Here is a 26791-nt window from a genome sequence, read left to right on the forward strand (position 1 = left end):
CCGGTTACTGCAGGGGCGTGAAGCTGATAAAGCGCGTGCCCTGCATCTTCAACTCGCCTCTCGCGCCTTTATCCATCTGATGATATTCCGCCTCCTTCAGCTGCACCTTGATGTCGCTGGCCCCGTTCAGTGGATGAAACAGCACCTCATACCGCATCTCTTCTCCGGCGATCACCTCACGCTGCCGTGAACGGCGATTGGGAGAAGGAAATTCACGTTTAGTTTTGACCTCGGCCTGCAGAGAACGCACCGGTGAGGCATCATTGACCGCCACTTCACGGCGTTGCTTAATGAACTGACGGGTCGCCAGCACGGCGATTATCGCCAGGACAATGATAAAGATTAGCGGCGGTTTGCTCATAGTGCTCTTGTGCCTGCGGGGAAAATTAATCAGGCGGTAAAGCATACAACCAGAGTTGACCGATTGTCACATCTCAGGGGCTTAACCTAAACTGGAAGGGATATTTTGGGATCTTTCACCACTTTGAGTAAAAAAGGGAGAAACAATGCTCTGGTCTTTCCTCGCTGTACTTTTCTCCGGCTGGCTCTATGTCGACGCCACCTATCGCGGCCCTCAGTGGCAACGCTGGCTGTTTAAACCGGTCACACTGCTGCTGCTTGTCGGGCTGGCCTGGCAGGCGCCGGTGCTGCAGACCACGGACTACCTGATTCTGGCCGGTCTGGTCGCGACACTGGTCGGTGATGCGTTAACGCTGCTGCCGCGTCAGCAGATGCTCTATGCCGTCGGGGCTTTCTTCCTGTCGCACCTGCTTTATACGCTCTGCTTCGCCGCCAGCATGACCATGACCTTCTTCTGGCCGATTCCGCTAACGTTGCTCATTATCGGTGCCGCCCTGACTGGCATCATCTGGAGCCGACTGGAAGATCTTCGCTGGCCTGTCTGTACGTTTATCGGCATGACGCTGGTGATGACCTGGATAGCGACCGAGCAGTACTTCTTCCGTCCAACTGATTACAGCTTCTCTATCATGGTCGGTGCCGGCCTGCTGCTGCTGGCAAACGCCGTCTGGTTTATCTCGCACTATCGCCGTCGCTTCACCGCTGACAGCGCGATCGTCGCCGCCTGCTACTTTGCCGGTCATTTTATGATCGTGCGCTCATTGTGGGTCGTCTGAGAAAATAGCCTTGACTCTGGAGTTCACTCCAGAGTGTAGGATAGCGGGATGAGCCGGGTTGCTCATCCCGCTTTTTTTTTACACTCTGGAGGTCATATGCATCAACATCACGCCTGTGGCTGCGGCAAACCGCGTGCCAGCCACGCCGCAGCGAAACCGCTGTGCCAGGTTCGTCAGGCCCGTCCCCTCTCCCTTTCTATTCATGCTGCTACACCCGTAACGGCGGATACAGCGGGCTGTTGCTGTGACAGTAACAGCAGCCCTGGCAATGACGCCGACGCCGCTGAGGAAAGTGACCGGCGAGGCTCCTGGCCCTTTAGCTGGCAGGTCAGCGGGATGGATTGCCCGAGCTGCGCCCGCACCATTGAAACCGCCGTCCGTCAGGTAAAAGGCGTGACCGACGCCCGCGTGCTGTTCAGCAGCGAAAAGCTGGTCGTCAACGCCGATCAGGATGTGCAAAACGCCGTTGAACAGGCGGTGAAAAAAGCCGGTTTTCAGCTCGCCATTCCATCAGCCTCGTCACCCGCCACGGCAGCCACTCCGGGCTGGCAACAGAACCGGATGCTGATTTTGCTGGCATTGCTGGTACTCGTCAGCAGCGTCGTCAGCCAGTTCGCACCCGCCTGGGGCGATCGGCTGTTTGTGCTGACCACGCTGGTCGGCCTGATCCCGGTCGCACGCGGTGCATGGCAGCGCATTCGCAGCGGATCGCCTTTTACCATTGAGACATTAATGACACTGGCGTCAGCCGGTGCGCTGATTATTGGCGCGCACGCTGAAGCCGCGATGGTGCTGGTGCTGTTTCAACTGGGCGAACAGCTGGAAAGCTATGCCGCTTCCAGGGCGCGCAGCGGCGTCACCAGCCTGATGGCCTTGCGGCCTGAGTCGGCTATTCGCCTTGAACAGGGCAAACGTCGTGAAGTACCGCTGGCGGCGCTGCAACCCGGCGATGTGATTGAAGTCGCGGCGGGCAGCCGCCTGCCGGTCGACGGCCGTTTAATCAGCCCGCTTGCCAGTTTCGATGAGAGCGCGCTGACCGGAGAATCATTACCGGTCACGCGGGCCAGCGGCGAAAAGATTCTCGCCGGCGCCACCAGCGTGGATCGGCAGGTAATGCTGGAAGTGGTGTCGAAGCCGGGTGAAAGCGCGATTGACCGTATCCTGCAGCTGATTGAGGAGGCGGAAACGCACCGTGCGCCGGTAGAACGCTTTATCGATCAGTTCAGTCGCATCTATACGCCACTGGTGATGCTGCTGTCGCTGCTGGTGATGGTGGTGCCGCCCCTGCTTTTCGCAGGCGACTGGCAGCCGTGGATCTACAAAGGTCTGACGCTGCTGCTGATTGGCTGCCCCTGTGCGCTGGTGATCTCCACGCCCGCCGCGATTACCTCCGGGCTGGCGGCGGCGGCGCGACAGGGCGCGCTGATTAAAGGCGGTGCGGCGCTGGAGCGGCTGAGTTCGCTGCGCAGAATGGCGTTTGATAAAACCGGCACACTGACGCTGGGCAAGCCACAACTGACGCAGATCCTGCGATTTGGCGAGGCCAGCGAATCAGAGATGCTGGCGCTGAGCGCCGCTGCGGAACAGGGTGCGACCCATCCACTGGCCAGCGCCATCGTGGCGGCCGCGCAGGCGCGTGAGCTGGTGATTCCTGACGCACAGGATCAGCAGGTGCAGGCCGGACGTGGTATCCGTGCGCAGGTCTCAGGCCAGCAGATTCAGCTGCTGACGCCAGGCCATGCTCCCGGTCTGACGCCGAAGCAAAATGCGCAGATAGCGCAACAGGAAGCCGAAGGTGAAACGCTGGTAGTGCTGATGCGCGATGGCGAAGCGCTGGGTGCGCTGGCCCTGCGCGATCAACTGCGCGACGACGCCGTGGAGGCGTTAAAGGCGCTGAAAAAGCTGGGCATTGAGAGCCTGATGCTGACGGGTGACAATCCTCGCGCCGCAGCAACCATTGCCCGCCAGCTCGATATCGATTATCGCGCCAGCCTGCTGCCCGCCGATAAGGTGGCGGCCATCCGTGAACTGAGTCAGCAGCAGCCGCTGGCGATGGTCGGAGATGGTATTAACGACGCCCCGGCGATGAAAGCGGCGACGCTGGGCATTGCCATGGGTAGCGGCACTGATGTCGCGCTGGAAGCGGCCGATGCGGCCCTGACGCGAAATCAGCTCAGCAATCTGGCCCCGATGATTGCGCTGGCACGCCGGACACGGCGCATCATCCGCCAGAATATCGGTATTGCGCTGGGTCTGAAGGCGATTTTCCTGGTCACTACCCTGATGGGCCTGACCGGACTGTGGCTGGCGGTGCTGGCAGATTCCGGTGCGACCGCGCTGGTCACTGCCAACGCCTTGCGGTTACTGCGTCGTCGCGCCTGAGTGTGAGGCTTCTGATCGATGAGTAAAGTTAACGACGGCCCGAACGGCTGTCGTTAACCCGCCATGCCTTTACGAATCAGAAATTGATAAGGCAGCGTGTCGGTCTGCTGCGCCAGCAGGCCATGTTCCATAAAGCGGCAGAAGCCGGGAATGTCGCGCGTCGTCGCCGGATCGTCGGCGATAATCAGCAACGTCTCGCCATCCTGCAGGCCGCGTACGGTTTTGCGCACCATCATCACCGGCTCCGGGCAACGCAGGCCACGGGCATCCAGCTGATGATCGGCAGAGGAAAAAGCATCGCTCATAATCAACTCAGTTCAGCAAAAGGGCGCCTATTCTAGCGCGTGCTGGCGGTGAAGCAAGGCGATAACGATTGCGTTAAAATTAACCATTGCATAAAAAGCACAACGCGGTAAGATGCCGCCGCTTTTTGCTCATAAAACTGCCAGGCGCTGCCCGAACGGCGTCCCGCAATGGGTTCCCTCACCCCAACATTAAAAAGGTTGAATATGCTCGCATTTTCTTCACGTCAGCGCATGCATGCGCTTTTCTGGTTGTCGCTGTTTCACCTGCTGGTGATCACATCAAGTAACTATCTGGTTCAGTTGCCAATTTCTGTCTTTGGCTTCCACACCACCTGGGGTGCATTCAGCTTTCCCTTTATCTTCCTGGCGACCGATCTCACCGTGCGTATTTTTGGCGCACCGCTGGCCCGACGCATTATTCTGGCTGTGATGATCCCGGCGCTGTTTATCTCTTACGGCGTTTCGGCACTGTTTTATCAGGGTGAATGGCAGGGCTGGCAGGCACTGGAAGTCATGAATCTCTTTGTTGCCCGTATCGCCTGCGCCAGCTTCATGGCTTACGCGCTGGGTCAGATCCTCGACGTTCATGTATTCAACCGTCTGCGTCGTCTGCCACAGTGGTGGATAGCACCCGGCTGTGCCATGTTCCTGGGAAATATCAGCGATACGCTGGCCTTCTTCTTCATCGCCTTCTACAAAAGTCCTGATGCCTTTATGGCGCAGCACTGGGTTGAGATTGCACTGGTGGATTACAGCTTCAAAGTGCTTATCTGCATGGTCTTCTTCCTGCCCGCCTACGGCGTACTCCTCAACGCCGCGCTGAAGCGTCTGGCGGAACGCCAGACCGCCCGCCAGGTCAATTTCGGCTGAGCCGGGTTTATCAGACGTTATTGTTGCAGGCAGTCTGGACACGGACAGCGCGGAACAATCCGTAGTACACGTAGTTCGTGAGGATTACTCGCTGCGCTCGCCCCTTCAGGGCCGCCCTGACGGGCGTTCAGGTTGCTAAAGCAGCCTGTGTGAGCACTGCCCAGGTTCAGAATGACAAAAAAATAGTCTGATTGGCCAGGCGCTAAGAGCCCATACCATTTCCGCCATTACCCGCTAAGATCTTCTGACAATCATCAGGTTGCGTTTGCAGCCTGATTCCTGTTGTATTACTGCCTGACTGGAAACTTAAAAAGGGATTCTGATGCGCAATCTGGTGAAATATGTAGGAATGGGTTTACTGGTATTGGGCTTAGCCGCCTGTGACCAGAAGAAAGATGAAGCGGCGAATGACAACGGCGTCAGCGCCAGTCAGTCGGCACAGACTGTCACGCTGATGGATGGCAAACTGAGCTTCTCACTGCCACCAGGCATGTCAGATAAAAGCGGTAAACTGGGTTCGCAGACTACGAACATGCACGTTTACGCAGATGAAACCGGTGCCCGCGCCATTATTGTGATTGCCGGCGACCCGACCAGTGATGGGCTGGATGTGCTGTCGAAGCGCATGGAACAGCAGCAGCGTAACCGCGACCCGCAGCTGCAGGTGGTGTCGAACAAATCTGTGACGCTGAAAGATCAGCCCGCACAGCAGCTGGATACGGTGATTTCTGCCAACAATCAGACCTCATGGTCTTCCGTGGTGCTGGCTAAAGTCGATGGCAAGCTGGTGACACTGCAGATTACGCTGCCAGGCGATAATCAGCAGCAGGCGCAGAGCGATGCAGACAACATTGTGAAAAGCATTACGCTGAAGTAAAACAAAAGGCTGGCTTCCCACGGGGAAGCCAGCCTTTATTCAGAGCAGATTATAAACCTGTATTTTCCCGGATATATTTCCGCGCTTTCACGGCATATTCAAAAGGATTGGCCAGCGCCGGATCCTGCTCCGCTTCCACCACCATCCAGCCTTTGTAGCCGTAATCATCCAGAATTTTAAACACCGGTTTGAAGTCGATCACGCCATCGCCAGGCACGGTAAAGGTGCCCTTTTTCACGCCTTCCAGGAATGAGAGATGATTCTCCCGCACCTCAGCGACCACCTCATCACGCACATCCTTGAGATGAACGTGGAAGATGCGCGGCAGATATTTTTCCAGTACCGCCAGCATCTTCTGCTGAGAGCCTTCGGAGTAGTAAACGTGGCCAGTGTCATAGAGCAAACCCACCTGCTCGTCAGTCATCGCCATAAACCGGTCAATCTCTTCCGTGGTCTGAATGCCAGTGCCCATGTGGTGATGCAGCGTCACGCGCATCCCTTTATCCGCTGCGATGCGGGCGAGTTCGTTGTAGCCTTCTGCCGTTAACTGCCACTCTTCATCGCTGAAAATCGCTTTCTCTTCAAACACCGCAAGCCCGGTGCCCTGAATACTTTTACTCTGCTCAGAACAGCCAATTACCCGTGCGCCCATCGCATGCAGGAAGTTCATGTGCTCGATGAACTGTTCGATGGTTTTCTCTTTGTCACCGTTGGCGAAAAAGGTGCTGAACCAGGCGTTGCAGATCTGGATGCCGCGAATGTCGAGCATCGGTTTCAGAATCGCCGGATCGCGCGGGTATTTGCTGCCCACTTCGCTGCCGGTAAAGCCAGCCAGCGCCATCTCGCTCACGGTCTGCTGGAAAGTATTTTCACTGCCGAGATCCGGCATGTCATCATTGGTCCAGCCGATCGGCGCGATAGCCAGTTTTACGTTCTCTTTGTTCATTTTCTCATTCCCAGGCGGAGAGCGGCCAGGCCGCATAGACAGCTGAATCAGTTATAGAAAGCAGGACGTGGCGGCATCTCTACCGGCTCAATCGCACCACTGTTCTGCGCTTTGATACAGGCATCGGCGGCCACGGAGGCGGCAAAGCCATCCCATGCAGAAGGTCCGGTAAGCTGGCCCGCTTTGATGTCGTTGATAAACGCCTGCAGCTCAACGTCATACGCTTCGATAAAGCGATCTTTCCAGTCCACCAGAATGGTGTTCGACAGGCGCGCATCTTTGCGCAGCTGTACTGATGAAGGCTCCGGCAGACGAGCAATCCCCTCTTCACCGACCACTTCACACTGAATGTCATAGCCGTAAGCGCAGTTAACAAAAATCTCAACGTCGATACGCACCCCTTTGTGGGTTTCGAACAGGACGATCTGCGGATCTTTCAGCTGACCATGCGACTTCGACGTCACGCGCGGGAAGATGACCTGCACGGTTTTATAGTCGTCGTTTGTCAGCCAGCGCAGCACATCCAGCTCGTGGATGAGGGTGTTGGTGATGGCCATCGGCGTGGTGTAGTTCTCTGGCACGGTCGGGTTGCGGTGCGCGCAGTGCAGCATCAGCGGCTCACCGATATCGCCATCGGTAATCACTTTTTTCAGGGCGCGATAGCCCGCATCGTAAGGACGCATAAAGCCGACCTGCACCAGGCGTTTACCGGCCTGAATCTCTGCATCCACCACCCGGCGGCAGCCCTCGGCGCTCATCGCCAGCGGCTTCTCACAGAACACCGGTTTACCGGCGGCAATCGCCGCTAAGGTGAACTCTTCATGGGTTGGATCCCATGAGGTGACCAGCACCGCATCAACATTCGGTGACTGAATCACATCGTGGCCATTTTCGAACACCTCCGCCTCAATGTTCAGGCGCTGCAGTGCAGCACGCGCGCCTTCGACATTGATGTCAGAGACGGCAACCACCTGGGCACCCTGCAGCACATGGCTGCAGCGGCGAATATGTTCCTGACCAATTGCACCTGTACCGATGACACCAAGTTTCAAAGTCATAATTACACCTGTGTAGGGTTCGTACGGAGAAGAGGAAAACGGGCCGCAGCACGGCCCGGAAATTAATATTTGCGCGCCTGATCCAGATGGCTGTTGAGCTTGTCCGCCACCGCCTGAGCGCGTTCGGTCTTCGACGCCTGCGCCACACCGACATGCCACCAGCTGAAATATTTGTGGATCATGGTTTTAGGCAGCACTTTGATGTCGATAAGGGTGGAAACCGTCTGGGTGCGGGCATCTTCCAGCGCCGCTTTGAGCTGCTCCAGCGTGGTGACACGATAGGTTTTGCAGCCATAACCGGCAGCAATCGCGGCGAAATCGACCGGGATAAAACCGCCGTCCAGCTTGCCGCCTTCCGGGTTACGGAAGCGGAACTCGGTGGTGAAGCTGTCCATGCCGTGTTCCATCTGCAGGTTATTGATGCAGCCGTTGGTCATGTTATCCAGCAGCACCACGTTAATTTTCGCCCCTTCCTGAATCGAGGTGACCAGCTCTGAGTGCAGCATCATAAAGGAGCCATCACCGACCAACGCATAGACCTCGCGCTGCGGTTGCGCCAGCTTCACACCCAGCGCGGCATTCACTTCATAGCCCATGCAGGAGTAGCCATATTCAACGTGGTAGGCGTTGTAATCTTTGGTGCGCCAGACGCGCTGCAGGTCACCCGGCAGACTGCCTGCCGCTGCCACGACCACCGCATCTTTTGGCAGTTGCTCGTTCAGTGTGCCGAGTACGCTGCTTTGCGTCAGCAGCGACTGGGTCAGGCGGTTAAATTCAGCGAACACCGCTTCGCGGTCGAGATGGTCAGCAATCTCCGGCACAAAGTCGCCATCGTGATATTCCACCTGGTAGACGCGCTGCGTCTCTTTCAACAGCTGACTCTGCGCCTGCTCAATCTGATTGCCCCAGTCGTTGCTGTAGTGCTGTGAGGCCAGCGCGGCGGTGAGCGCGGTCAGCCCTTCGCGGGCATCGGCCAGCAGCTGCACGCCATCCAGCTTGTAGCTGTCGAAGTTGCTGACATTGATGTTCAGGAAGCTGACATCGGGATGCTGGAAAATCCATTTCGATGCAGTCGTGAAATCGGTGTAGCGGGTGCCGATGCCGATCACTAAATCGGCCTCTTTTGCCAGCAGGTTAGCGGCCAGACAGCCGGTTTCACCCACGCCGCCGACGTTCAGCGGATGGTCAGAAACCAGCGTGCCTTTGCCCGCCTGCGTCTCGGCAAAGGGAATCTGATAACGCTCAGCAAACTGGCGCAGCGCCTCGCCCGCTTCGGAGTATTTCACACCGCCGCCGCAGATAATCATCGGCTTGCGCTTACGATTAATCAGCGTCAGGGCATCTGCCAGCTGCGCCGCCACCGGCAGACGGCGATCCAGACGGTGCACACGTTTCTGGAAGAAGTAGTCCGGATAATCCCAGGCTTCGCCCTGCACATCCTGCGGAAGAGAGAGCGTGACCGCGCCGGTTTCAGCCGGATCGGTGAGTACGCGCATGGCATTAATACAGGCGGACATCAGCTGCTCCGGGCGGCTGACGCGATCCCAGTATTTGCTGACGGCGCGAAAGGCGTCGTTGGTGCTGATGCTGAGGTCGTAGCTCTGCTCAATCTGTTGCAGCACGGGATCGGGCTGGCGGGTAGCGAAGACGTCGCCGGGCAACAGCAGCAGCGGAATGCGGTTAGCTGTCGCCGTCGCGGCGGCAGTGATCATATTCGCCGCACCAGGCCCCACGGATGAACTGCAGGCGATAATCTGACGGCGCAGTGACTGGCGTGCAAAGCCGGTGGCAGCATGGGCCATGCCCTGCTCATTACGGCCCTGATAAACCATCAGATCGCCGCTATCCTGTTCCAGCGCCTGGCCCAGCCCCAGCACGTTGCCATGGCCGAAGATCGCGAAGATACCTTTGACGAACTTCGTTTCAACGCCATCGACATCAATGAATTGATTATCCAGAAATTTAACCAGCGCCTGTGCCGTGGTCAGTCTGATAGTGCTCATATTCTTCCTTACATGCTGGTGGACCCCGACTTCCGCAACAGCACGCCAGGCGTTGTCATGGGCGGAAAAGGCGACCGGAATAACTGAAACGTGAGGCGATTATAAACAAATATTTTTTTCATAAAACACGATTACAGAAGAAACATTTCATTTTGCGAGTGAGATCAAATTTAATGGCGGCTTCAGGTGTGACGGGGGATTGCAGAGGGGAAATCTGGAACGTTTAACAGAGAGTGGCACATGATGAAAAAATTTATTTCAATGCAGCAGCATGCCTGACTGGCGTGCGGATTCCTGCGATCCCCTTCACAACCCTGGCATACCGGACATCGTGCCGACGAAGACTGCGCAGACGGAAGAGAATCAGGAGTTTTACCTGGTTCACAAAATTGCGATGGATATTTCATTTCGTATTGAATATGGAATTTTTATTCCTCATAATTCTCCCATTGTCAGTCAGACACCCACAGACCCGGATGCAGAGCGAATATAGCGTCGACCTTTTCGCCCGCCAGCCCTGCTAATCACAAGAGGAAACCACAGGTATGAGTACACAACAGAAGCCGCTTGATGTGATTTGTATCGGGCGAATTGCCGTTGATTTTTATGGCCAGCAAATTGGAGCGCGGCTGGAAGATGTCACCTCCTTTGCGAAATATCTGGGCGGTTCCTCAGGCAACGTCGCCTATGGCACCGCGATTCAGGGGCTGAAATCAGCGATGCTGGCGCGGGTGGGAGATGAGCATAATGGTCGCTTTCTGCGTGAAGCGTTGCAGCGCGTCGGCTGTAATACCGATGCGCTGATCACCGATCCGCGGCGTCTGACGGCTCTGGTGATCCTGGGCATCAAAGACGAAGAGACTTTTCCGCTGATTTTCTACCGTGATAACTGCGCTGACATGGGGCTGGTGCCGGAAGATATTGATGAAACCTTTATTACCTCTTCCCGCGCGGTAGCGGTAACCGGTACTCACTTATCGCATCCACAAACCCGTGAAGCTGTGCTGAAAGCGCTGGATATCGCCCGCCGCAACGGTCTGCGAACGGCGCTGGATATTGATTATCGCCCGGTATTGTGGGGGCTGACCTCTCTGGGTGATGGTGAAACGCGTTTCATTGAGTCTTCCCAGGTTACGCAACAGTTGCAGGAAGTGGTGCACTATTTCGATTTGATCGTCGGCACCGAAGAGGAGTTTCACATTGCCGGTGGCAGCACCGATACCCTGACTGCTCTGAAGAACGTTCGCAAGGCGAGCCTGGCAACGCTTGTCTGCAAACGCGGTCCGCTGGGTTGCGTGGTATTTGAAGGGGATATCCCGGATAGCTGGGAAGAGACTCAGCTGCACACCGGCGTGCGCGTTGACGTGCTCAACGTGCTGGGCGCGGGTGATGCCTTTATGTCTGGCCTGCTGCGCGGCTGGCTGAATGATGAAGGCTGGGAGCAGGCGTGCCGTTACGCCAACGCCTGTGGGGCGCTGGTGGTTTCACGCCACGGCTGTGCCCCGGCCATGCCAACCAAAGCGGAACTGGATGATTTCCTGAGCCGCGACAAAGAGGTGAAACGTCCCGATCTCGACAGTCGTCTCAACCACCTGCACCGCGTGACCACCCGCAAGCAGGCGTGGCCGGAGCTGAACGTTTTCGCTTTTGATCATCGCAAACAACTGGCGGACATGGCGGAGGAAGCGGGCGTGGATGAAAGCCGTATTCCACAGCTGAAACTGCTGCTGCTGGAAGCCGCTCAGGAGGCCGCCAGAGAGGCGGGATTAGAGAATAAGAGCGGTATTCTGGCGGATACCACCTATGGTCAGAAAGCGCTGAATGCCATCACCGGGAAGAACTGGTGGATTGGCCGTCCGATTGAGCTGCCGAGCTCACGTCCGCTGCGCCTGGAGCATGGCAACATTGGCTCGCAGCTGATCGACTGGCCCGCCGAGCACGTCGTGAAATGTCTGGTGTTTTATCATCCTCACGACAGTGCTGAACTGCGTAAAGAGCAGGATGACGTGGTGCTCGACGTCTGGAATGGCTGTAACAAAAGCGGGCATGAGCTGCTGCTGGAAGTGATTCTGCCGGAGAGCAACCCGGATAAAAATGAAGCCTATTACCTTAATATGCTGGCGCATTTCTACAGTCTGGGCATCCAGCCTGACTGGTGGAAACTGCCACCGCTGTCCGCGGAAAGCTGGCAGGCGATCAGCACGCTGATTGAGCAGCAGGATCCCCACTGTCGCGGCATTCTGTTGCTCGGTCTGGATGCGCCTGAAGAGAAGCTTAAAGCGGGCTTTGCCGCGGCGGCCAACGCGCCCTGGGTGAAAGGCTTTGCGGTGGGTCGCACCATCTTTGGTCAGCCTTCGCGCCAGTGGCTGCAGGGTGAACTGGACGATCAGGCGCTGATTGAGACCGTTAAAGGCAATTATCTGCGGCTGATTGAGTACTGGCGTGCTGCCCGCGCCTGATTTCATGCTCTGCTATAGACTGTCTCAACCGCGATGGCCTCAGACGGCTGACTTACTCAAGGCAGGGTGAAGGTTGCAGCAACAAATAAGCTCAACGCGCAGGTAACATGGTCAGAGGAGGAAAGCGTCCCGCGCCAGGGACGGGGCGGGCCGAGCGGCCATGGATGGCTTAAGCGACTTTCCGATCTGACCATGTTACCTGAGCCTGCGCGAACTCATAGCACGCAGAGACAGACTCTTTCATCACGCTATCCCAACCGGGATGGCGTTTTTTACTGGTTACCCTCCCAGCCTGCTGGCATTTCATCCCGGTTTTCAGCCTGACATTGCCCGCGAAGAGTCACGCCTCGGGCGCTAAAGCTAATCTGTGAACCATTTCATAAAGCCATGAAATAAACTGCGCCGTTAACGCAAAGAAATGAAATTTTCCATCCATCTGGTAATATAGCGCTCATTATGCAGCCATTATTCTAATTATACGGGCAGAAGTGATGAACAATAATCCCACCCAACTTTCTCTCTTGCAGGACGATATTCGTCGCCGCTATGAAACACTGAGCAAGCGTCTTAAACAGGTTGCGCGCTACATCCTTGATAACAGTAACAGTATTGCTTTCGATACCGTCGCTTCGATTGCCCAGCAGGCCGATGTGCCGCCGTCGACGCTGATCCGTTTTGCGAATGCGTTTGGCTTCAGCGGTTTCAACGAAATGAAACAGGTTTTTCGTCAGCACCTGATGGAGGAGACGGTCAACTATACCGAGCGCGCTCGCCTGTTTCGTCAGACCTCAACGGACGACAGCGCCAGTGCCCCTGAAAGCCCAGCGGAGATCCTCAACGTCTTTACGATGGTGAACAGCCAGGCGTTGCAGCAACTGGCGATGCAGGTTAATCCTGAGCAGCTGAACAAGGCAGTGAAACTGCTGAATGAGGCTGAGAACATCTATGTCATCGGCCTGCGTCGCTCCTTTAGCGTCGCCTCCTATCTGGTTTACGCGCTGCGTCACCTGGAGCGTCGCGCGTTTCTGATTGATGGCCTGGGCGGGATGTTTACTGAGCAGCTCAGCCTGGTAAACCCGAAAGATGTGGTGATTGCGATCAGCTACTCGCCTTATGCGCGTGAAGCGGTCGAAGTGGTCGAAATGGGTGCTAAACGTGGCGCGCATCAGATTGCTATTACCGACAGTCAGGTTAGCCCGCTGGCCGCCTTTAGTGATGTCTGCTTTGTGGTGCGTGAAGCGCAGGTCGATGGCTTCCGTTCGCAGGTTGCCTCACTCTGCCTGGCACAGACGCTTGCGGTGTCACTGGCTTTGAACAACGCCGAGAGTTCCGCTCAGTAACCTTCGTTCCGCACAGTAAAAAGGGCAGCCCAATCGGCTGCCCTTTTTGAGGCTATCCACGCACTATGCACGCCTGCTAAAACCGCCGTGATTTACGCGTTGCGCGGATAGCTGTCGCTGTTCACCCAGGCGTGATCTTTCTCCCAGCTGAATTTCCACAACCGCACCGGCCCCGCCATCACGTTCAGATAGTAGTTGTTGTAACCTGCCAGCGTCGCCACCGGATGATAGCCGCGCGGCACCATCACCACGTCGCGATTATAGGGTGCCATGCAGACATCCAGTGAGCGGTCGTCGGTGTAGACGCGTTGCATGGCAAAGCCAGGCTCCGGATCGAAACGGTGATAGTAGGTCTCTTCCAGGTAGGTTTCGTTTTCACTCTCCTCCTGATCGTGCTTGTGGCTGGGATACGAGCTGGTATCGCCCTCGTTGGTATAAACCTCAACCACCAGCAGGCTGTCAGCCGGTTCAGTGTCAGGCAGGATATTATGCACCAGGCGCTGATTGCGCCCTTTTCCGCGATGCTCAACACCCACATCCGCTGGTGCAATCAGTCGTGCAGGCAGATTTCCCTGACCGGGCGCGTTACAGACTGCCAGTTCAAGATCGCTGTCTGCATACACTTCCACTTCATCATCATGCGGCACATAAACGGAATAAGGCGGCACGCGTTCGAAAGGCGACATGCGCTTACCGATACCGGGAAACTCAGCATGGCGGGTTTTCACCGAGGCCAGCCCGGCCACCAGCACCAGACACAGCTCTTTATCACCACTGTTGAGGCGCAGGGTTTCCCCTTTCTTCAGCAGATAAGCATCAAACCCGACATAACGCCAGCCAGCACGCTCAGGTGTGACATGCTGAATACGGCCCTGTGCGTCAGGGGCCTGTGCTTTCGACAGTAAAGACATCCCGATCCTCCTCTCTGTCACGATTAACACGGCGAGTGTCACGCGGGCGCAATGCCAGCGAACAAAGCGACCGGCAGACTATCCTGCCGGTCGCACACCGTGATCGACGTTGAAATAAATTAGCCTAAGGTTGGCATACTGAATTCAGACACGGTCTGCTGACCGGACGGCCAGCGCACGGTGGCGGTTTTCATGCGCGTATAGAAGCGCACGCCGTCCGGCCCGTGGACATTGAGCGCGCCAAATACGGAACGCTTCCAGCCACCGAAGCTGTGGAATGCCATCGGCACCGGAACCGGCACGTTGACACCCACCATGCCCGCTTCAACGTTCTGCACAAACTCACGCGCGGTGTGACCGTTGCTGGTGAAAATCGCACTGCCGTTGCCAAACTCATGGCTGTTAACCAGTTGCAGTGCGCTGTCGTAATCCGGTGCGCGCATGATGCTCAGCACCGGCCCAAAAATCTCTTCACGCCAGATCACCATCTCAGAGGTGACGTTATCAAACAGCGTGCCGCCAACGTAGTAACCTTCTGCGTGACCCGCAACCTGCACGTTACGGCCATCCACCACCAGCTTCGCACCTTCCTGCTCGCCTTTGTCGATGTAACCCAGCACCTTCTTCTGGTGCGCAGCGGAGACCACCGGACCCATCTCATTTTCATCGGCACCCTGACTCATTCCCGGGCCGATACGCAGTGCTTTCACCAGCGGTGTCAGGCGGGCAATCAACTTGTCAGCGGTGTCATCACCCACGGCGACAACAACAGGCAGAGCCATACAGCGTTCACCGGCAGAACCAAACGCACCGCCCATGATGGCGTTAACGGTGGCATCCAGATCGGCATCCGGCATAACGATAGCGTGGTTTTTCGCCGCGCCAAATGCCTGCACTCGCTTGCCGTGGGCGCTGGCGGTCTTATAGATATGCTCAGCTACGCCTGAAGAGCCGACGAAGCTCACCGCGGCAATGCGCGGATCCTTATAGAGCTGCTCAGCATCTTCATTAGAGCTGTGCACCACGTTGAATACGCCATCCGGCAGGCCCGCTTCGGTCAGGAGCTCGGCCATACGCACGGCCGCAGACGGATCCAGCGCCGGTGGCTTCAGGACAAAGGTGTTACCGCAGGCCAGTGCGATCGGGAACATCCACAATGGCACCATGGCCGGGAAGTTGAACGGCGTAATGCCCGCCACGACGCCAACCGGCTGCATCAGCGAGAAGCTGTCAACGCCGCCGCCGACGTTCGGGGAATATTCGCCTTTGAGCAAATGAGGGATCCCGCAGGCAAACTCAATCACTTCAATGCCACGCGTCAGTTCACCCAGTGCATCGGACCAGACTTTGCCATGCTCAGAGACAATCAGCGCTGCCAGCTCATCACGATGCTGCTCCATCAGGGCTTTAAAGTTAAACAGAACGCGGGCGCGACGCAGCGGCGAAGTTTTAGACCAGGCTGAAAATGCGTCATGCGCGACACCAATCGCCTGAGCCACTTCATCAGCGGTACTTTGCGTCAGTTCACGAACCACTTTGCCGGTTGCCGGATCGTAAACAGGAATGGTTTCGTTGCTGGCGCTGAACGTGATTTTACCGCCAATAAAGTTACCTATGGTTGTCATGATGTTGCCTCTTAAGATGGTTAAGTTCCCTGCAGACGGGCCCTGTGGCCTGCCACACTGCCTGACCAGGCAAACCTGAAAGCGTGCTATGAAGCTATTACAGTGGAATAAATTTTTCAAATAGTTATTTTTGGAAAATTTGATTTTAGCGGCACAGATCGCATTTTTATTGTCCACCCTTGTCTGACCGGGTTATGAAAGCAGCAGAGCAATATTACCGGTCAGCCTTAGCGTAACAGGGGAATTGCTGCGGCGTGGATCACGTCTGTTTCTGCGAAGTCGATCCGGCGTTGACGCATCAGCGTGAAACGAAATATGAAATTAATGCGAGGCTGATCTAATAAAATACATTTCATAATTCACTAATTATGAAATAAATGTTTTCTTTAATCGCAACATTCTCCTGTTCCGGAGTTAACGCATGGCCATCGACCCAACCCGTTTCTGTATCAATCGCAAAATTGCGCCCCGGCTCTCGCTGGAAGCCTTCTTTCAGCTGGTTCAGCGTCTGGGCCTGAGCAAGGTTGAACTGCGTAATGATATGCCCGGCGGCAGCGTCACTGACGATCTCAGCACCGATCAACTGCGCGCCCTGGCCGACAGATACCACATTGATATCATCAGCATTAATGCGCTCTATCCGTTTAACCATATTGATGATGCGCTGCTGAGCCGGGCCGAGGCGCTGTTACAGACAGCACAACAGATTGGTGCAAAAGCGCTGGTGATGTGTCCGCTGAATGAGGGGATTACCGTGTCGCCTCAGCAGACACAGGCGGCGATGCAGGCACTGGCGCCGCGCTTTGCCCACTATGGCATTCTGGGGCTGGTGGAGCCACTGGGTTTCCCGGTCAGCTCACTGCGTTCGATCGTGCAGGCGCAGGCGTTAATTGCTGCGGCAGGCGTGCCTTTTAAACTGTTGCTGGATACTTTTCATCATCATCTCTATGAGAAGGCTGAACAGGAATTCCCGGTGGGTATCGATATTGACCAGATTGGACTGGTGCACCTTTCAGGCGTGGAAGATCAACGTCCGACCGCCGAACTGACCGACGAAGAACGCATTATGCTGAGTGACAATGATGTGCTGAAGAGCGTGGTGCAGGTTAAACGGCTGGAGATGCTTGGCTATAAGGGCGTCTACGCCTTTGAGCCGTTCTCCGGTCAGCTCAACAGCTGGACCCCGGCGGAGATTGAACGCCAGATCCGCCACAGTATTGAACTGCTGCAGGCCTGAATCCTGCTGCATCCCGCATTTATCCGTTTATCTGTGTCTGAAAAGACGTTATGGCCCGCTGCTGGGCCATTTTTTTTATTCTGAAGAACCGTCTGCTGCTGACTGCGATGCCTGACGCTTCAGCAGCCGCAGCGTGCAGAAAAACGCGACACAGACCAGCAGCGCCGTAAGCAGATAGACGCGTGAGACATCCGCATAATTCATGATGAATCCGGCCAGTGGCCCGGTTATCCCCAGCGACAGATCCATAAAGGCGGTATAGGTTGCCAGGGCGCTGCCCTGATTCTGCTGCGGCACCACTTTTACCGCCACCACGCCCAGCGCCGGGAACACCAGAGAAAAACCTGCCCCGGTCAGAAAGGCACCCGCGTTTGCCATCCAGGGATTACCCGCAGCGGCGACCAGAAACAGTCCGGCCGCTTCAACCGCCAGACAAACGCTGGCGACCCGCAGACCGCCGTGGCGGTTAATCGCATTGGGAAACAGCAGGCGTGCGCCAACAAAAGCCATGCTGAACAGGGAAAGCGCAAAAGCGGCTCCCTGCCAGCCTTTATCCTGATAGAACAGCGTGATAAAGGTGGCGATAACGCCAAAACCCGCCGATCCCATCGCCAGAATCGCACCAAAACCGGCGATTTTTCCCAGCACAGCCCGAAACGGCAGCGGTCTGGCGCGGCTGGCTTTTACAGCCGGACGCGGCACGGCGCAGACGATGCCCACGACACAGATGGCAACAATGACCAGTGACAGCCACAGCAAACCGCCTGCCTGGAAGATCACTACGCCGAGCGGTGCGCCAATGGCCATCGCGCCATAGGTGACGATCCCGTTCCAGGATATTACCCGACCAATGTGCAGTGAACCCACCCTTGCCACTCCCCACAACGAGGTGCCGGTGCCGGTAAAACTCTGGCCCACGCCCAGAATCAAACGGCCCACGCAGAGCAGGATCAGGCTCCACATCGGTGATGCGATCAGGGCCGCCAGCAGAATACACAATCCGCTGATCAGACAGCCTACCAGGCCCGTCACCACCACTTTTTTGGGTCCCCAGATATCGGCATAGCGACCAGCATGTGGCCGGCTCAGCAGCGTCGCGACATATTGCAGGCTGATCACCAGGCCGGCCCAGAACGCGCTGAAGCCCAGCTGGTCATGCACCCAGCCTGGCAATACCGCCAGCGGCAGGCCAATGGTGAGATAGCTGGCAAAGTTGTAGGCCACAATAGAGAGGATCAGCAGAGAGATATTCAGGTTGCCATGTGGGGTAGTCGGTTCCGCTGCAGGCTGTTCAGGCATGCGTCCTCACGATCGTATTTGGCTGAATGATAAGGTTTATCCCTTAACTATACCCGCTTTCGCCTCCTGCGCATCACAATGGCACGGTTATCTGGCGAACACGACAGCGCGGACATGCTGCAGATAACCGGATGAAAACAGCCACAAGGGAGAGTGGCTGTTCTGTTGCTATAGCTGAGTACTGTGGCGCTAATACTCTCGCCACTTTGCCGCCGCGCTTTACCGTTTCTCTGATAAATCAGATTGTTAATTTTCTTTCAGCTACACTTTCAACAGCCAATTTACGTTATGAGAGAGAGAATGAGCGAGCTGCAACGGGAAAAGATCGGACAAAATATTCTGATAAAACTGGCGATGCTGGTCATCATCCTCGCCGGGGTTCGGGCAGCGTCCGATATTCTGGTTCCGCTTTTGCTGGCGGCGTTCTTTGCAATTGTACTCAACCCACTGGTGACGATGCTGATGCGCCGGGGCTTTCGCCGTGGACTGGCCATTGGCCTGGTTATCACGGTGATCTTCTGCGCACTTGTGCTGCTGGGCGCCATCATCGCCAGCTCAATGAGCGAGTTTTCCGACCTCTACCCGCAACTGCGCGCCACGATGGAGCAGAAGATGACGGTGCTGCAACATCTGGCGGCAGGCTTTCATATCAATATCTCAACAGATGCGCTGGTACAGCGTTTCGATCCTAACACTATGATGAACCTGGCAAGCGTGGCGCTGAGCGGCTTTTCCGGTGCGATGACCAATACTGTGCTGCTGGTGCTGACCGTGGTCTTTATGCTGTTTGAGGTTCATCACCTGCCCTATAAAATGCGTAACGCGCTGGTGAATCCTAAAATCCGCATCGCCGGGCTGCATAAAGCGTTGAAAGGGGTCACGCACTATCTGGCGCTGAAAACGCTGGTGAGCCTGATTACCGGCATCGCGGTCTGGCTGAGCCTCTATCTGCTGGATGTGAAGTTCGCGCTGCTCTGGGGTGTCGTGGCATTTATCCTCAATTTCATTCCCAATATTGGTCCGATTATCGCCGGTATCCCGCCCTTACTTCAGGCGCTGTTACTGAACAGTCTGTTTGATGCCGCGATGGTGGCGGCGCTGTTTACCGCGATTCACATGGTGTTCGGCAATATGCTGGAACCGCGACTGATGGGTCGCGGTCTGGGCTTATCAACGCTGGTGGTGTTCCTGTCGCTGGTGTTCTGGGGCTGGCTGCTCGGGCCGGTCGGCATGCTGCTCTCGGTGCCGCTGACCAGCATTACCAAAATCCTGATGGAAACTACGCCAGGCGGCAGTCGTCTGGCGATTATGCTGGGCACCGGACGACCTAAGCGGGCGCGGGGATTAACCAAGTAGCTGCTGCTGCACGTGCTGCAGATGGTTCTCCATCGCCTGACGGGCAGCCGCTTCATCGCCCGCCACGATGGCCTCGGCGATCTGCTGATGGTCAGCATTCATCTCGCGTGCGAAGCTATTATCAGCATAATGGCGCTCCAGTCGCTGCACATGCGGACTGTGCCGCCGGTTCCATAACTGCTCCAGCAGGTCGCGTAACACATCATTGCCGCTCATCTCGCTGATGAGCAGGTGAAAGCGTTTGTCCTGCTCCAGGAAAGCCGCATCGTTTGCATTGTACTGCTGCAGTTCAGCGGTCAGCGCCAGCAGTGCCGCGCGCTGAACGGCGGTGCCGTTACGTGCGGCAAATCCCGCCAGCATCCCTTCAAAGGCTTCCCGCGCCTGCAGCAGGTCCTGCAGACTGCAACTCTCCTGCGGAACGGCGGCCTGCGGCAGTGGCTGCGCGACGTAGACGCCGTTGCCCGTGCGGATATCGACCCAGCCGGTCATTTCCAGCGCAATCAATGCTTCACGCACTGACGAGCGGCTGACACCCAGCTGTTTTGCCAGCTCGCGCTCTGGCGGCAGTAAGCCTCCTGCCGCAAAGTCACCGCGCGTAATGCCGGCCATAATGACGTTGGCGATCTGACGATACAGGCGCTCAGTTTTAATAACGGGTAGCGTCATCACCCTCTCCTCTTCGTCCGCTTAAAACCGATCACATTGCTGATGCAGTTTGTGATGCTGCGATCCGGATCACGGCCCTGTTTTGTCCACTATCATACTCTTGGCCCAGCGGCCTGACCACTGGGCCACATCACACTAAGGAGTAATAATGGAACATACATGGCGATGGTACGGCCCAAGCGACCCGGTATCCCTGGATGATGCGCGTCAGGCGGGTGCGACCGGCATTGTAACGGCGCTGCACCATATCCCTAACGGCGAGGTGTGGCCGGTTGAAGAGATTAAAGCACGCCAGGCCCTGCTGGCTGAAAAAGGTCTGGTCTGGTCGGTGGTCGAAAGTATCCCGGTCCATGAGGCGATCAAAACTCAGCGGGGTGACTACCTTCGCTACATTGCCAATTACCAGCAGTCGATACGCAATCTGGCTGCCTGCGGCATTGATACCGTCTGCTACAACTTCATGCCGGTGCTGGACTGGACGCGCACCGACCTCGCCTGGACGCTGCCAGATGGCGCAAAAGCGCTGCGCTTTGACGCTGATGCGTTTGCCGCCTTTGAGCTTTATCTGCTGCAGCGCCCGGGCGCGGAGAAGGATTACAGCGCTGCCGAGCAGCAGGCCGCAGCGCAGCGCTTTTCCGCCATGAGCGCAGAAGAGAAAAACACCCTGGTGCGCAATATTATCGCCGGTCTGCCAGGTGCTGAAGAGGGTTACACCCTGGCGCAGTTTCAGGCGCAACTGGCACAGTATGACGGTATTGATAAAGCGAAACTGCGCGAGCATATGGCAACGTTTCTGCGCGCCATCGTGCCGGTTGCGGAAGAGACGGGCGTTAAACTGGCGGTGCATCCGGACGATCCACCGCGTCCTATTCTGGGTCTGCCACGCATTATCTCCACGCAGGAAGATATGCAGTGGCTGAAAGAAACCGTGGACAGTCTGCACAACGGATTCTGCTTCTGTACCGGCTCTTATGGTGTGCGTGCCGATAATGCGCTGGTTGAGATGGCGGAAACCTATGCCGACCGCATCAACTTTGTCCATCTGCGCGCCACGAAGCGCGAAGCTAATCCCGCCAGCTTCCATGAAGCGGCGCATCTGGCGGGCGATGTCGATATGGTCGGCGTGATCAAAGTCATTCTGGCGGAAGAGCAGCGCCGTCGCCGTGCAGGCAACCTGCGGGCAATACCTATGCGTCCCGATCACGGTCATCAGATGCTGGACGACCTGCATAAACGCACGAATCCGGGTTACTCAGCCATTGGACGTCTTAAAGGTCTTGCTGAACTGCGCGGCGTTGAAGTCGCCTTGAAACAGATCTATTTTGCTCATTAAGTCAACGGCTACCCTGTGCCCGATTCTGACGGGCCAGGGTCTCTGCCGGCCGCAATGAGATGTTTTCCTCCGCGTTACTTATCCCTGCCTGATTTCTGCCGAATTCAAATGAAAGCAAAACAACCCCCTCAATTAAGGCTGTGTCGGGTCGATAATTGACCTGAGTCAGTTCTGTTGCTCGCAAAAACGCTAATCTGCCCGGCCCGGAGAAATGCTATGCTGCGCAACTGTTCAGCCCCTGCATAAAACGAATAATACTCAGAGGATTCAGCGGTGCCGCTACTGAAACGAAAACGCGACTATGCCAGGCTGGTGATTATTTTCTCCGGTGTGCTGCCTCTGCTTATTGGCCTTTTTTTTACTGCTCTGGATGCGCGCCACACCGTCCAGCAGCATCAGGTGAATGCAGCCAATACCCTGCTCTCTCAGGCTGAAAGAATGAGTGACAGCGCCTGGGATATGATTAATACGCTGCGCCAGTTTCAGTATCAGCCCTGCAGTCAGATTCAGAATCAGTTACAGCGCATCGGCTCACTGAATCCCTATTTCCGCGCAATCGGTAAAATTGAAGAAAACAGAATTGGCTGTTCGTCAGCATATGGAACCATGCCGGGTTTACTGAAAGATATGATCATGCGCGATGCGCCGGTTACCGGAAAAGCCTGGTGGAGCCTGTCAATTGCCGGCACCTCCGGTGTGCCGGATCGCCCGGCCGTGATTTTTATGCGTGACCTGCCTGATGGCGTGGGATTCTGGGCAGTGGTTGATGGCCAGTATCTGCTTGATCTGATGCGCGCTATCAGCAGCACTCACCGCTATCATTTCAGCATGGCATTCAGCGACGGCGCCCCCATCTCGTTTGGTGACCCACAAATTGCTGCATCCGGCTGGTTTGAGCCTCTGATTTATGAGGCCCGTTCAAACCGCTACCCGCTCTCTGTCACTCTGATTGCCTCGCCCACTGAGCTGATCTCTGCCTGGCGCCAGGTGATTTTTATTATCATGCCGATGGCGGCGATCTTTTCTGTTCTGCTGATGATGCTGACGGCGAACTGGCTGCGACGGCGTATTTCATGGCGCGATGAGATTCGCCGGGCCATCATCTGCGGCCAGTTCAGGGCGCACTATCAGCCAGTCTATGATAACCGGCTGCAACGCTGTAGCGGTGCAGAGGTGCTGCTGCGCTGGACAACGTCCGACGGTAACGGCGTTCGGCCTGATATTTTTATTGGTGCAGCAGAAGCGGAAGGGATGATTGTGCCGCTGACCCGCCACCTGCTCGATTTGATTGCAGAGGATGTGCAGAGCTGGCAGGTGGATCCCCATTTTCACCTTGCGATTAACGTGGCGGCGGAGCATCTGCAGCATCCTGATTTTGTTCGCGATATGCTGCAATTCGCCGACAAAATAAAAGATAAGCAGTTTGTCATTACGCTTGAGCTGACTGAGCGCAGTCTGATTAAAGAGGGTGAAGCGGTGGCGCGTAAGCTGGAGCAGTTACGCCATGCGGGTATGAAGGTTGCGATTGATGATTTTGGTACCGGCCACTGCTCACTGAGTTACTTACAGACCTTCACGCTGGATTATCTGAAAATCGATCGTGGATTCATTAACGCTATCGAATCGCTGGAAGGCGAAACGCCAGTGCTGGATGCGATCATCAATCTCAGTCACAGTCTGGCGCTGGAGGTGCTGGGTGAAGGTGTGGAAACGGAGCTGCAATTTTGCTATCTCCAACAGCGCGGCGTCGTGTTTATTCAGGGTTTTTATTACGCCCGCCCGATGGATAACACATCGCTGGCAGAGTGGCTGGCGCGTCAGGGGGATCAGCGTGTGCTGGCTGACCCGTGTCACGTTTGAACCTCCGCAGCACATCGAAAACCGGACGACACCGAAACCGGGATTGCCACCCGCGGCTCTTGCGCCAGCCCGTTCACCGACGAATAATGTCCAGCCCCCGACCCTTCGCACTGAACCGTCGGACAGGGATCCCTCCCGTTAAGCGCAAATAAACATCACTTGCGCAGACAATCTGCTGAAAAAAACGGCTGTCGTCACGCAGCGTGATAATTTTTTTGCGGTGCTAAACAGTCATAAAGATTGCCGGAACAGGTCAGCATTAGCTCAAACATGACAGATATCACACAAAAACGGTATACTCTGTCGCTGTTTGCAATAATCACAACAGTAATTATTGTGTTCGCTGGCGCGTAATGAGCGCTTAATTACGGCTATGCTTAAATTTCTCAACGCAGCGGTCTGAACGATTTACCACGGCTCGCGCCGTTGAGGACTTTCGTGTTCCATTACAGGGTAATTCTATGAAATTGCGTAGGAAGCGTGTAAAACCAATTGGGATCAATGATGTCACCATCATTGATGATGCTCGTTTACGTAAAGCCATCACTGCGGCCTCTCTGGGTAACGCGATGGAATGGTTTGACTTCGGTGTGTATGGCTTCGTGGCCTATGCGCTGGGTAAAGTCTTCTTCCCGGACGTGTCACCCGGCATTCAGATGATTGCTGCACTGGCAACCTTCTCTGTACCCTTCCTGATCCGTCCGCTGGGTGGCCTCTTCTTCGGTATGCTGGGCGACAAATATGGTCGTCAGAAAATCCTCTCCATTACCATTATCATCATGTCGGTCAGTACCTTCTGTATCGGCCTGATACCGTCCTATGCGTCTATCGGCATCTGGGCACCGATTCTGCTGCTGCTTGCGAAGATGGCGCAGGGCTTCTCCGTGGGCGGTGAATATACCGGCGCCTCAATCTTCGTGGCGGAGTATTCGCCTGACCGCAAACGCGGCTTTATGGGAAGCTGGCTCGACTTTGGCTCAATTGCGGGCTTTGTACTCGGTGCGGGTCTGGTCGTGCTGATCTCTTCTGTTATCGGAGAAGCACGTTTCCTTGAGTGGGGCTGGCGTCTGCCGTTCTTCGTGGCGCTGCCGCTGGGCATTATCGGCCTTTATCTGCGTCATGCGCTGGAAGAGACCCCGGCATTCCAGCAGCATGTGGACAAACTGGAACAGGGTGACCGCGAAGGCCTGCAGGATGGTCCGAAAGTCTCGTTTAAGGAAATTGCAACCAAACACTGGCGCAGCCTGCTCTCCTGTATCGGTCTGGTTATCGCCACCAACGTCACCTACTACATGTTACTGACGTATATGCCGAGTTACCTGTCGCATAACCTGCACTACAGCGAAGACCATGGTGTGATGATTATCATCGCTATCATGATCGGTATGCTGTTTGTTCAGCCTGTGATCGGCATGATGAGTGACCGCTTTGGCCGTCGTCCCTTTGTTATCATCGGCAGTATCGCTCTGCTGGTCTTTGCCATTCCCGCCTTTATGATGATTAACAGTGGCGTGCTGGGACTGATTTTTGGTGGTCTGCTGCTGATGGCCGTTATTCTTAACTCGTTTACCGGTGTCATGGCCTCGTCGCTGCCTGCAATGTTCCCGACCCATATCCGTTACAGTGCACTGGCCAGTGCGTTTAACATCTCTGTACTGGTTGCCGGTCTGACGCCAACGCTGGCCGCCTGGCTGGTTGAAACCACCAACAATCTTTACATGCCAGCCTACTACCTGATGGTGGTGGCGATCATTGGTCTGATTACCGGTCTTTCCATGAAAGAGACGGCAAACAAGCCACTGAAAGGTGCAACGCCAGCTGCGTCCGATATGGAAGAAGCGCGCGAAATCCTGCAGGAACATCACGATAACATCGAGAACAAAATCGAAGATATCGATGCAGAGATCGCCCGCCTGGAAGCGAAACGTAAAAACCTGGTGCAGCAGCATCCGGATATCAACGAGTAATCGTTCTGCTCTCCCGCCGCCCGGCGGGAGAGCGCTTTTCCCTCTCTGTTACCGCACACAAACCTTCATCCCTCGCGGTCAAAGGGAGTAAACTGTTGTTACTTTTTTCACCTGCGTAAGAATGAAAATGTCTGATTATTCCCTTATCCAGCGCCCAAGAAGATTGCGCGCCAGCGCCTCAATGCGTGAAATGTTCCAGGAGTCATCCCTGAGCCTGAACGATCTGGCTCTGCCTATCTTTGTTGAAGAAGAAGTCGACGATTACAAAGCGATTCAGGCGATGCCTGGCGTGATGCGTATTCCGGAAAAGCGCCTCGCCTATGAGATTGAGCGCATCGCCAAAGCGGGCATCCGCTCGGTGATGACCTTCGGTATTTCTCACCACACCGACGCCACCGGCAGCGATGCCTGGAACGAAAACGGTCTGGTGGCGCGCATGTCGCGCATCTGCAAAGATACCGTACCGGAAATGATTGTGATGTCTGACACCTGCTTCTGTGAATACACCAGCCACGGCCACTGTGGCGTGCTCTGTGATCACGGCGTCGATAACGATGCAACCCTGGCAAACCTGGGCAAGCAGGCCGTTGTTGCCGCCGTAGCCGGTGCAGACTTCATCGCCCCGTCAGCGGCGATGGATGGTCAGGTTGAGGCGATTCGCCGCGCACTTGATGCGGCAGGCTTCACCCAGACCGCCATCATGTCTTATTCCACCAAATTCGCTTCATCGTTTTACGGCCCGTTCCGTGAAGCGGCCGGAACGGCGCTGAAAGGCGACCGTAAAACCTACCAGATGAACCCGATGAACCGTCGGGAAGCGATCCGTGAATCGTTGCTTGATGCGGCGCAGGGCGCGGATTCATTGATGGTGAAACCGGCAGGCGCTTATCTGGATATTCTGCGCGATATCCGCGAACGCACCGAACTGCCGCTGGCGGCTTATCAGGTGAGTGGCGAATACGCGATGATTAAATTTGCCGCACAGGCCGGTGCCATTGATGAGCGCAATGTGGTGCTGGAAAGCCTCGGTGCGATTAAACGCGCCGGAGCCGACCTCATTTTCAGCTATTTCGCCCTTGATCTCGCCGAACAAAAAGTGCTCTGATCCCCTCCTCATAAAGAGCGTGGTCGCTGTATCACGCTCTTCTTCGCTGTTAGGCA

At 56.0% G+C, this 26791-nt stretch carries 21 protein-coding genes; 12 read left to right on the plus strand and 9 right to left on the minus strand.

The genetic code is table 11. The features are described from left to right. Positions 1 to 4: 4 nt before the first annotated feature. Positions 5 to 361, minus strand: coding sequence for a DUF2500 domain-containing protein (locus tag AC6I77_RS17935; RefSeq protein WP_110410949.1), 357 nt, complete (start codon positions 359 to 361; stop codon positions 5 to 7). 145 nt (positions 362 to 506) lie between these two features. Between AC6I77_RS17935 and AC6I77_RS17940 the strand changes: the two genes are divergently transcribed. Further along, on the plus strand, positions 507 to 1136 hold the full coding sequence (locus AC6I77_RS17940) for a lysoplasmalogenase (protein WP_003852187.1): 630 nt from the start codon (positions 507 to 509) through the stop codon (positions 1134 to 1136). Between the two features lie 96 nt (positions 1137 to 1232). After that, entirely contained in the window at positions 1233 to 3518 is a 2286-nt protein-coding gene (locus AC6I77_RS17945) for a zinc/cadmium/mercury/lead-transporting ATPase (RefSeq protein WP_497817185.1), read from the plus strand. A gap of 53 nt (positions 3519 to 3571) precedes the next feature. Here the strand turns inward: AC6I77_RS17945 and tusA are convergent, their stop codons facing one another. Continuing rightward, positions 3572 to 3823 carry a sulfurtransferase TusA gene (tusA, locus tag AC6I77_RS17950; protein WP_003852184.1) on the minus strand — a complete coding sequence of 84 codons (252 nt, stop codon included), beginning with the start codon at positions 3821 to 3823 and terminating at the stop codon, positions 3572 to 3574. Positions 3824 to 4027: 204 nt separating this feature from the next. On the opposite strand from tusA, the gene AC6I77_RS17955 reads away from it, so the two are divergent. Together AC6I77_RS17955 and AC6I77_RS17960 are read left to right on the plus strand one after the other, a co-directional pair. After that, complete coding sequence (locus AC6I77_RS17955) at positions 4028 to 4693, plus strand: 7-cyano-7-deazaguanine/7-aminomethyl-7-deazaguanine transporter (protein WP_003852182.1); 666 nt, start codon at positions 4028 to 4030, stop codon at positions 4691 to 4693. A 322-nt stretch (positions 4694 to 5015) separates the two neighbouring features. Then, positions 5016 to 5570 (plus strand): DcrB family lipoprotein, encoded by a 555-nt coding sequence (locus tag AC6I77_RS17960; RefSeq protein ID WP_003852180.1) that lies wholly within the window; start codon positions 5016 to 5018, stop codon positions 5568 to 5570. 49 nt (positions 5571 to 5619) lie between these two features. On the opposite strand, the gene iolE is transcribed toward AC6I77_RS17960, so the two are convergent. The 3 genes from iolE to iolD form a co-directional block, all read right to left on the minus strand. Next, positions 5620 to 6516 (minus strand): myo-inosose-2 dehydratase, encoded by an 897-nt coding sequence (gene iolE, locus AC6I77_RS17965; RefSeq protein ID WP_003852179.1) that lies wholly within the window; start codon positions 6514 to 6516, stop codon positions 5620 to 5622. A 47-nt stretch (positions 6517 to 6563) separates the two neighbouring features. Continuing rightward, entirely contained in the window at positions 6564 to 7574 is a 1011-nt protein-coding gene (iolG, locus tag AC6I77_RS17970) for a bifunctional inositol 2-dehydrogenase/D-chiro-inositol 1-dehydrogenase (RefSeq protein WP_003852177.1), read from the minus strand. A 62-nt stretch (positions 7575 to 7636) separates the two neighbouring features. Further along, on the minus strand, positions 7637 to 9577 hold the full coding sequence (gene iolD / locus AC6I77_RS17975) for a 3D-(3,5/4)-trihydroxycyclohexane-1,2-dione acylhydrolase (decyclizing) (RefSeq protein ID WP_008926298.1): 1941 nt from the start codon (positions 9575 to 9577) through the stop codon (positions 7637 to 7639). Between the two features lie 545 nt (positions 9578 to 10122). Between iolD and AC6I77_RS17980 the strand changes: the two genes are divergently transcribed. Both AC6I77_RS17980 and AC6I77_RS17985 read left to right on the plus strand, forming a co-directional pair. Beyond that, complete coding sequence (locus AC6I77_RS17980; RefSeq protein WP_033762672.1) at positions 10123 to 12036, plus strand: bifunctional 5-dehydro-2-deoxygluconokinase/5-dehydro-2-deoxyphosphogluconate aldolase; 1914 nt, start codon at positions 10123 to 10125, stop codon at positions 12034 to 12036. 491 nt (positions 12037 to 12527) lie between these two features. Continuing rightward, positions 12528 to 13376, plus strand: a complete 849-nt coding sequence (locus AC6I77_RS17985) for a MurR/RpiR family transcriptional regulator (RefSeq protein WP_003852174.1) — start codon at positions 12528 to 12530, stop codon at positions 13374 to 13376. Positions 13377 to 13468: 92 nt separating this feature from the next. Here the strand turns inward: AC6I77_RS17985 and iolB are convergent, their stop codons facing one another. Beyond that, on the minus strand, positions 13469 to 14287 hold the full coding sequence (iolB, locus tag AC6I77_RS17990; RefSeq protein WP_039660847.1) for a 5-deoxy-glucuronate isomerase: 819 nt from the start codon (positions 14285 to 14287) through the stop codon (positions 13469 to 13471). Positions 14288 to 14406: 119 nt separating this feature from the next. Further along, the gene (locus tag AC6I77_RS17995) at positions 14407 to 15912 is read right to left on the minus strand and encodes a CoA-acylating methylmalonate-semialdehyde dehydrogenase (protein WP_039660848.1); all 1506 of its coding nucleotides are present in this window, start codon (positions 15910 to 15912) and stop codon (positions 14407 to 14409) included. Between the two features lie 421 nt (positions 15913 to 16333). Between AC6I77_RS17995 and AC6I77_RS18000 the strand changes: the two genes are divergently transcribed. Then, on the plus strand, positions 16334 to 17149 hold the full coding sequence (locus tag AC6I77_RS18000) for a TIM barrel protein (protein ID WP_039660850.1): 816 nt from the start codon (positions 16334 to 16336) through the stop codon (positions 17147 to 17149). A gap of 75 nt (positions 17150 to 17224) precedes the next feature. Here AC6I77_RS18000 and AC6I77_RS18005 read toward each other — a convergent pair whose 3' ends face one another. Then, a complete protein-coding gene (locus AC6I77_RS18005; protein WP_008926303.1) occupies positions 17225 to 18448 on the minus strand; it encodes an MFS transporter in 1224 nt (407 codons plus the stop codon). 300 nt (positions 18449 to 18748) lie between these two features. On the opposite strand from AC6I77_RS18005, the gene AC6I77_RS18010 reads away from it, so the two are divergent. Beyond that, complete coding sequence (locus AC6I77_RS18010) at positions 18749 to 19804, plus strand: AI-2E family transporter (protein ID WP_003852166.1); 1056 nt, start codon at positions 18749 to 18751, stop codon at positions 19802 to 19804. Here AC6I77_RS18010 and AC6I77_RS18015 read toward each other — a convergent pair. Further along, positions 19793 to 20470, minus strand: a complete 678-nt coding sequence (locus AC6I77_RS18015) for a FadR/GntR family transcriptional regulator (RefSeq protein ID WP_003852164.1) — start codon at positions 20468 to 20470, stop codon at positions 19793 to 19795. The two genes, AC6I77_RS18010 and AC6I77_RS18015, sit on opposite strands and share 12 nt — an antisense overlap. Before the next feature lie 148 nt (positions 20471 to 20618). Here AC6I77_RS18015 and uxuA point away from each other — a divergent pair, with 148 nt between their 5' ends. From uxuA to hemB, 4 genes are all read left to right on the plus strand, one after another. Next, positions 20619 to 21803 (plus strand): mannonate dehydratase, encoded by a 1185-nt coding sequence (uxuA, locus tag AC6I77_RS18020; RefSeq protein ID WP_003852162.1) that lies wholly within the window; start codon positions 20619 to 20621, stop codon positions 21801 to 21803. A 273-nt stretch (positions 21804 to 22076) separates the two neighbouring features. Further along, complete coding sequence (locus AC6I77_RS18025; RefSeq protein WP_008926305.1) at positions 22077 to 23663, plus strand: EAL domain-containing protein; 1587 nt, start codon at positions 22077 to 22079, stop codon at positions 23661 to 23663. A 461-nt stretch (positions 23664 to 24124) separates the two neighbouring features. Continuing rightward, entirely contained in the window at positions 24125 to 25630 is a 1506-nt protein-coding gene (gene proP, locus AC6I77_RS18030; RefSeq protein WP_003852158.1) for a glycine betaine/L-proline transporter ProP, read from the plus strand. Between the two features lie 127 nt (positions 25631 to 25757). Next, positions 25758 to 26735 carry a porphobilinogen synthase gene (hemB, locus tag AC6I77_RS18035; RefSeq protein WP_497817186.1) on the plus strand — a complete coding sequence of 326 codons (978 nt, stop codon included), beginning with the start codon at positions 25758 to 25760 and terminating at the stop codon, positions 26733 to 26735. The last annotated feature ends 56 nt before the right edge of the window (positions 26736 to 26791 follow it).

The organism is Pantoea sp. X-Soil-ISGK-259 (genome assembly GCF_059730705.1).

Coding starts and splice junctions, on each gene's coding strand:
- AC6I77_RS18010 (WP_003852166.1), top strand. CDS start 18,749: ATGAGCGAGCTGCAACGGGAAAAGATCGGACAAAATATTCTGATAAAA.
- proP (WP_003852158.1), top strand. CDS start 24,125: ATGAAATTGCGTAGGAAGCGTGTAAAACCAATTGGGATCAATGATGTC.
- iolB (WP_039660847.1), bottom strand. CDS start 14,287: ATGTCTTTACTGTCGAAAGCACAGGCCCCTGACGCACAGGGCCGTATT.
- AC6I77_RS18015 (WP_003852164.1), bottom strand. CDS start 20,470: ATGACGCTACCCGTTATTAAAACTGAGCGCCTGTATCGTCAGATCGCC.
- AC6I77_RS17945 (WP_497817185.1), top strand. CDS start 1,233: ATGCATCAACATCACGCCTGTGGCTGCGGCAAACCGCGTGCCAGCCAC.
- AC6I77_RS18000 (WP_039660850.1), top strand. CDS start 16,334: ATGGCCATCGACCCAACCCGTTTCTGTATCAATCGCAAAATTGCGCCC.
- AC6I77_RS17985 (WP_003852174.1), top strand. CDS start 12,528: ATGAACAATAATCCCACCCAACTTTCTCTCTTGCAGGACGATATTCGT.
- AC6I77_RS17980 (WP_033762672.1), top strand. CDS start 10,123: ATGAGTACACAACAGAAGCCGCTTGATGTGATTTGTATCGGGCGAATT.
- hemB (WP_497817186.1), top strand. CDS start 25,758: ATGTCTGATTATTCCCTTATCCAGCGCCCAAGAAGATTGCGCGCCAGC.
- AC6I77_RS17955 (WP_003852182.1), top strand. CDS start 4,028: ATGCTCGCATTTTCTTCACGTCAGCGCATGCATGCGCTTTTCTGGTTG.
- AC6I77_RS18005 (WP_008926303.1), bottom strand. CDS start 18,448: ATGCCTGAACAGCCTGCAGCGGAACCGACTACCCCACATGGCAACCTG.
- iolD (WP_008926298.1), bottom strand. CDS start 9,577: ATGAGCACTATCAGACTGACCACGGCACAGGCGCTGGTTAAATTTCTG.
- AC6I77_RS17995 (WP_039660848.1), bottom strand. CDS start 15,912: ATGACAACCATAGGTAACTTTATTGGCGGTAAAATCACGTTCAGCGCC.
- iolE (WP_003852179.1), bottom strand. CDS start 6,516: ATGAACAAAGAGAACGTAAAACTGGCTATCGCGCCGATCGGCTGGACC.
- iolG (WP_003852177.1), bottom strand. CDS start 7,574: ATGACTTTGAAACTTGGTGTCATCGGTACAGGTGCAATTGGTCAGGAA.
- AC6I77_RS17960 (WP_003852180.1), top strand. CDS start 5,016: ATGCGCAATCTGGTGAAATATGTAGGAATGGGTTTACTGGTATTGGGC.
- uxuA (WP_003852162.1), top strand. CDS start 20,619: ATGGAACATACATGGCGATGGTACGGCCCAAGCGACCCGGTATCCCTG.
- AC6I77_RS17940 (WP_003852187.1), top strand. CDS start 507: ATGCTCTGGTCTTTCCTCGCTGTACTTTTCTCCGGCTGGCTCTATGTC.
- tusA (WP_003852184.1), bottom strand. CDS start 3,823: ATGAGCGATGCTTTTTCCTCTGCCGATCATCAGCTGGATGCCCGTGGC.
- AC6I77_RS17935 (WP_110410949.1), bottom strand. CDS start 361: ATGAGCAAACCGCCGCTAATCTTTATCATTGTCCTGGCGATAATCGCC.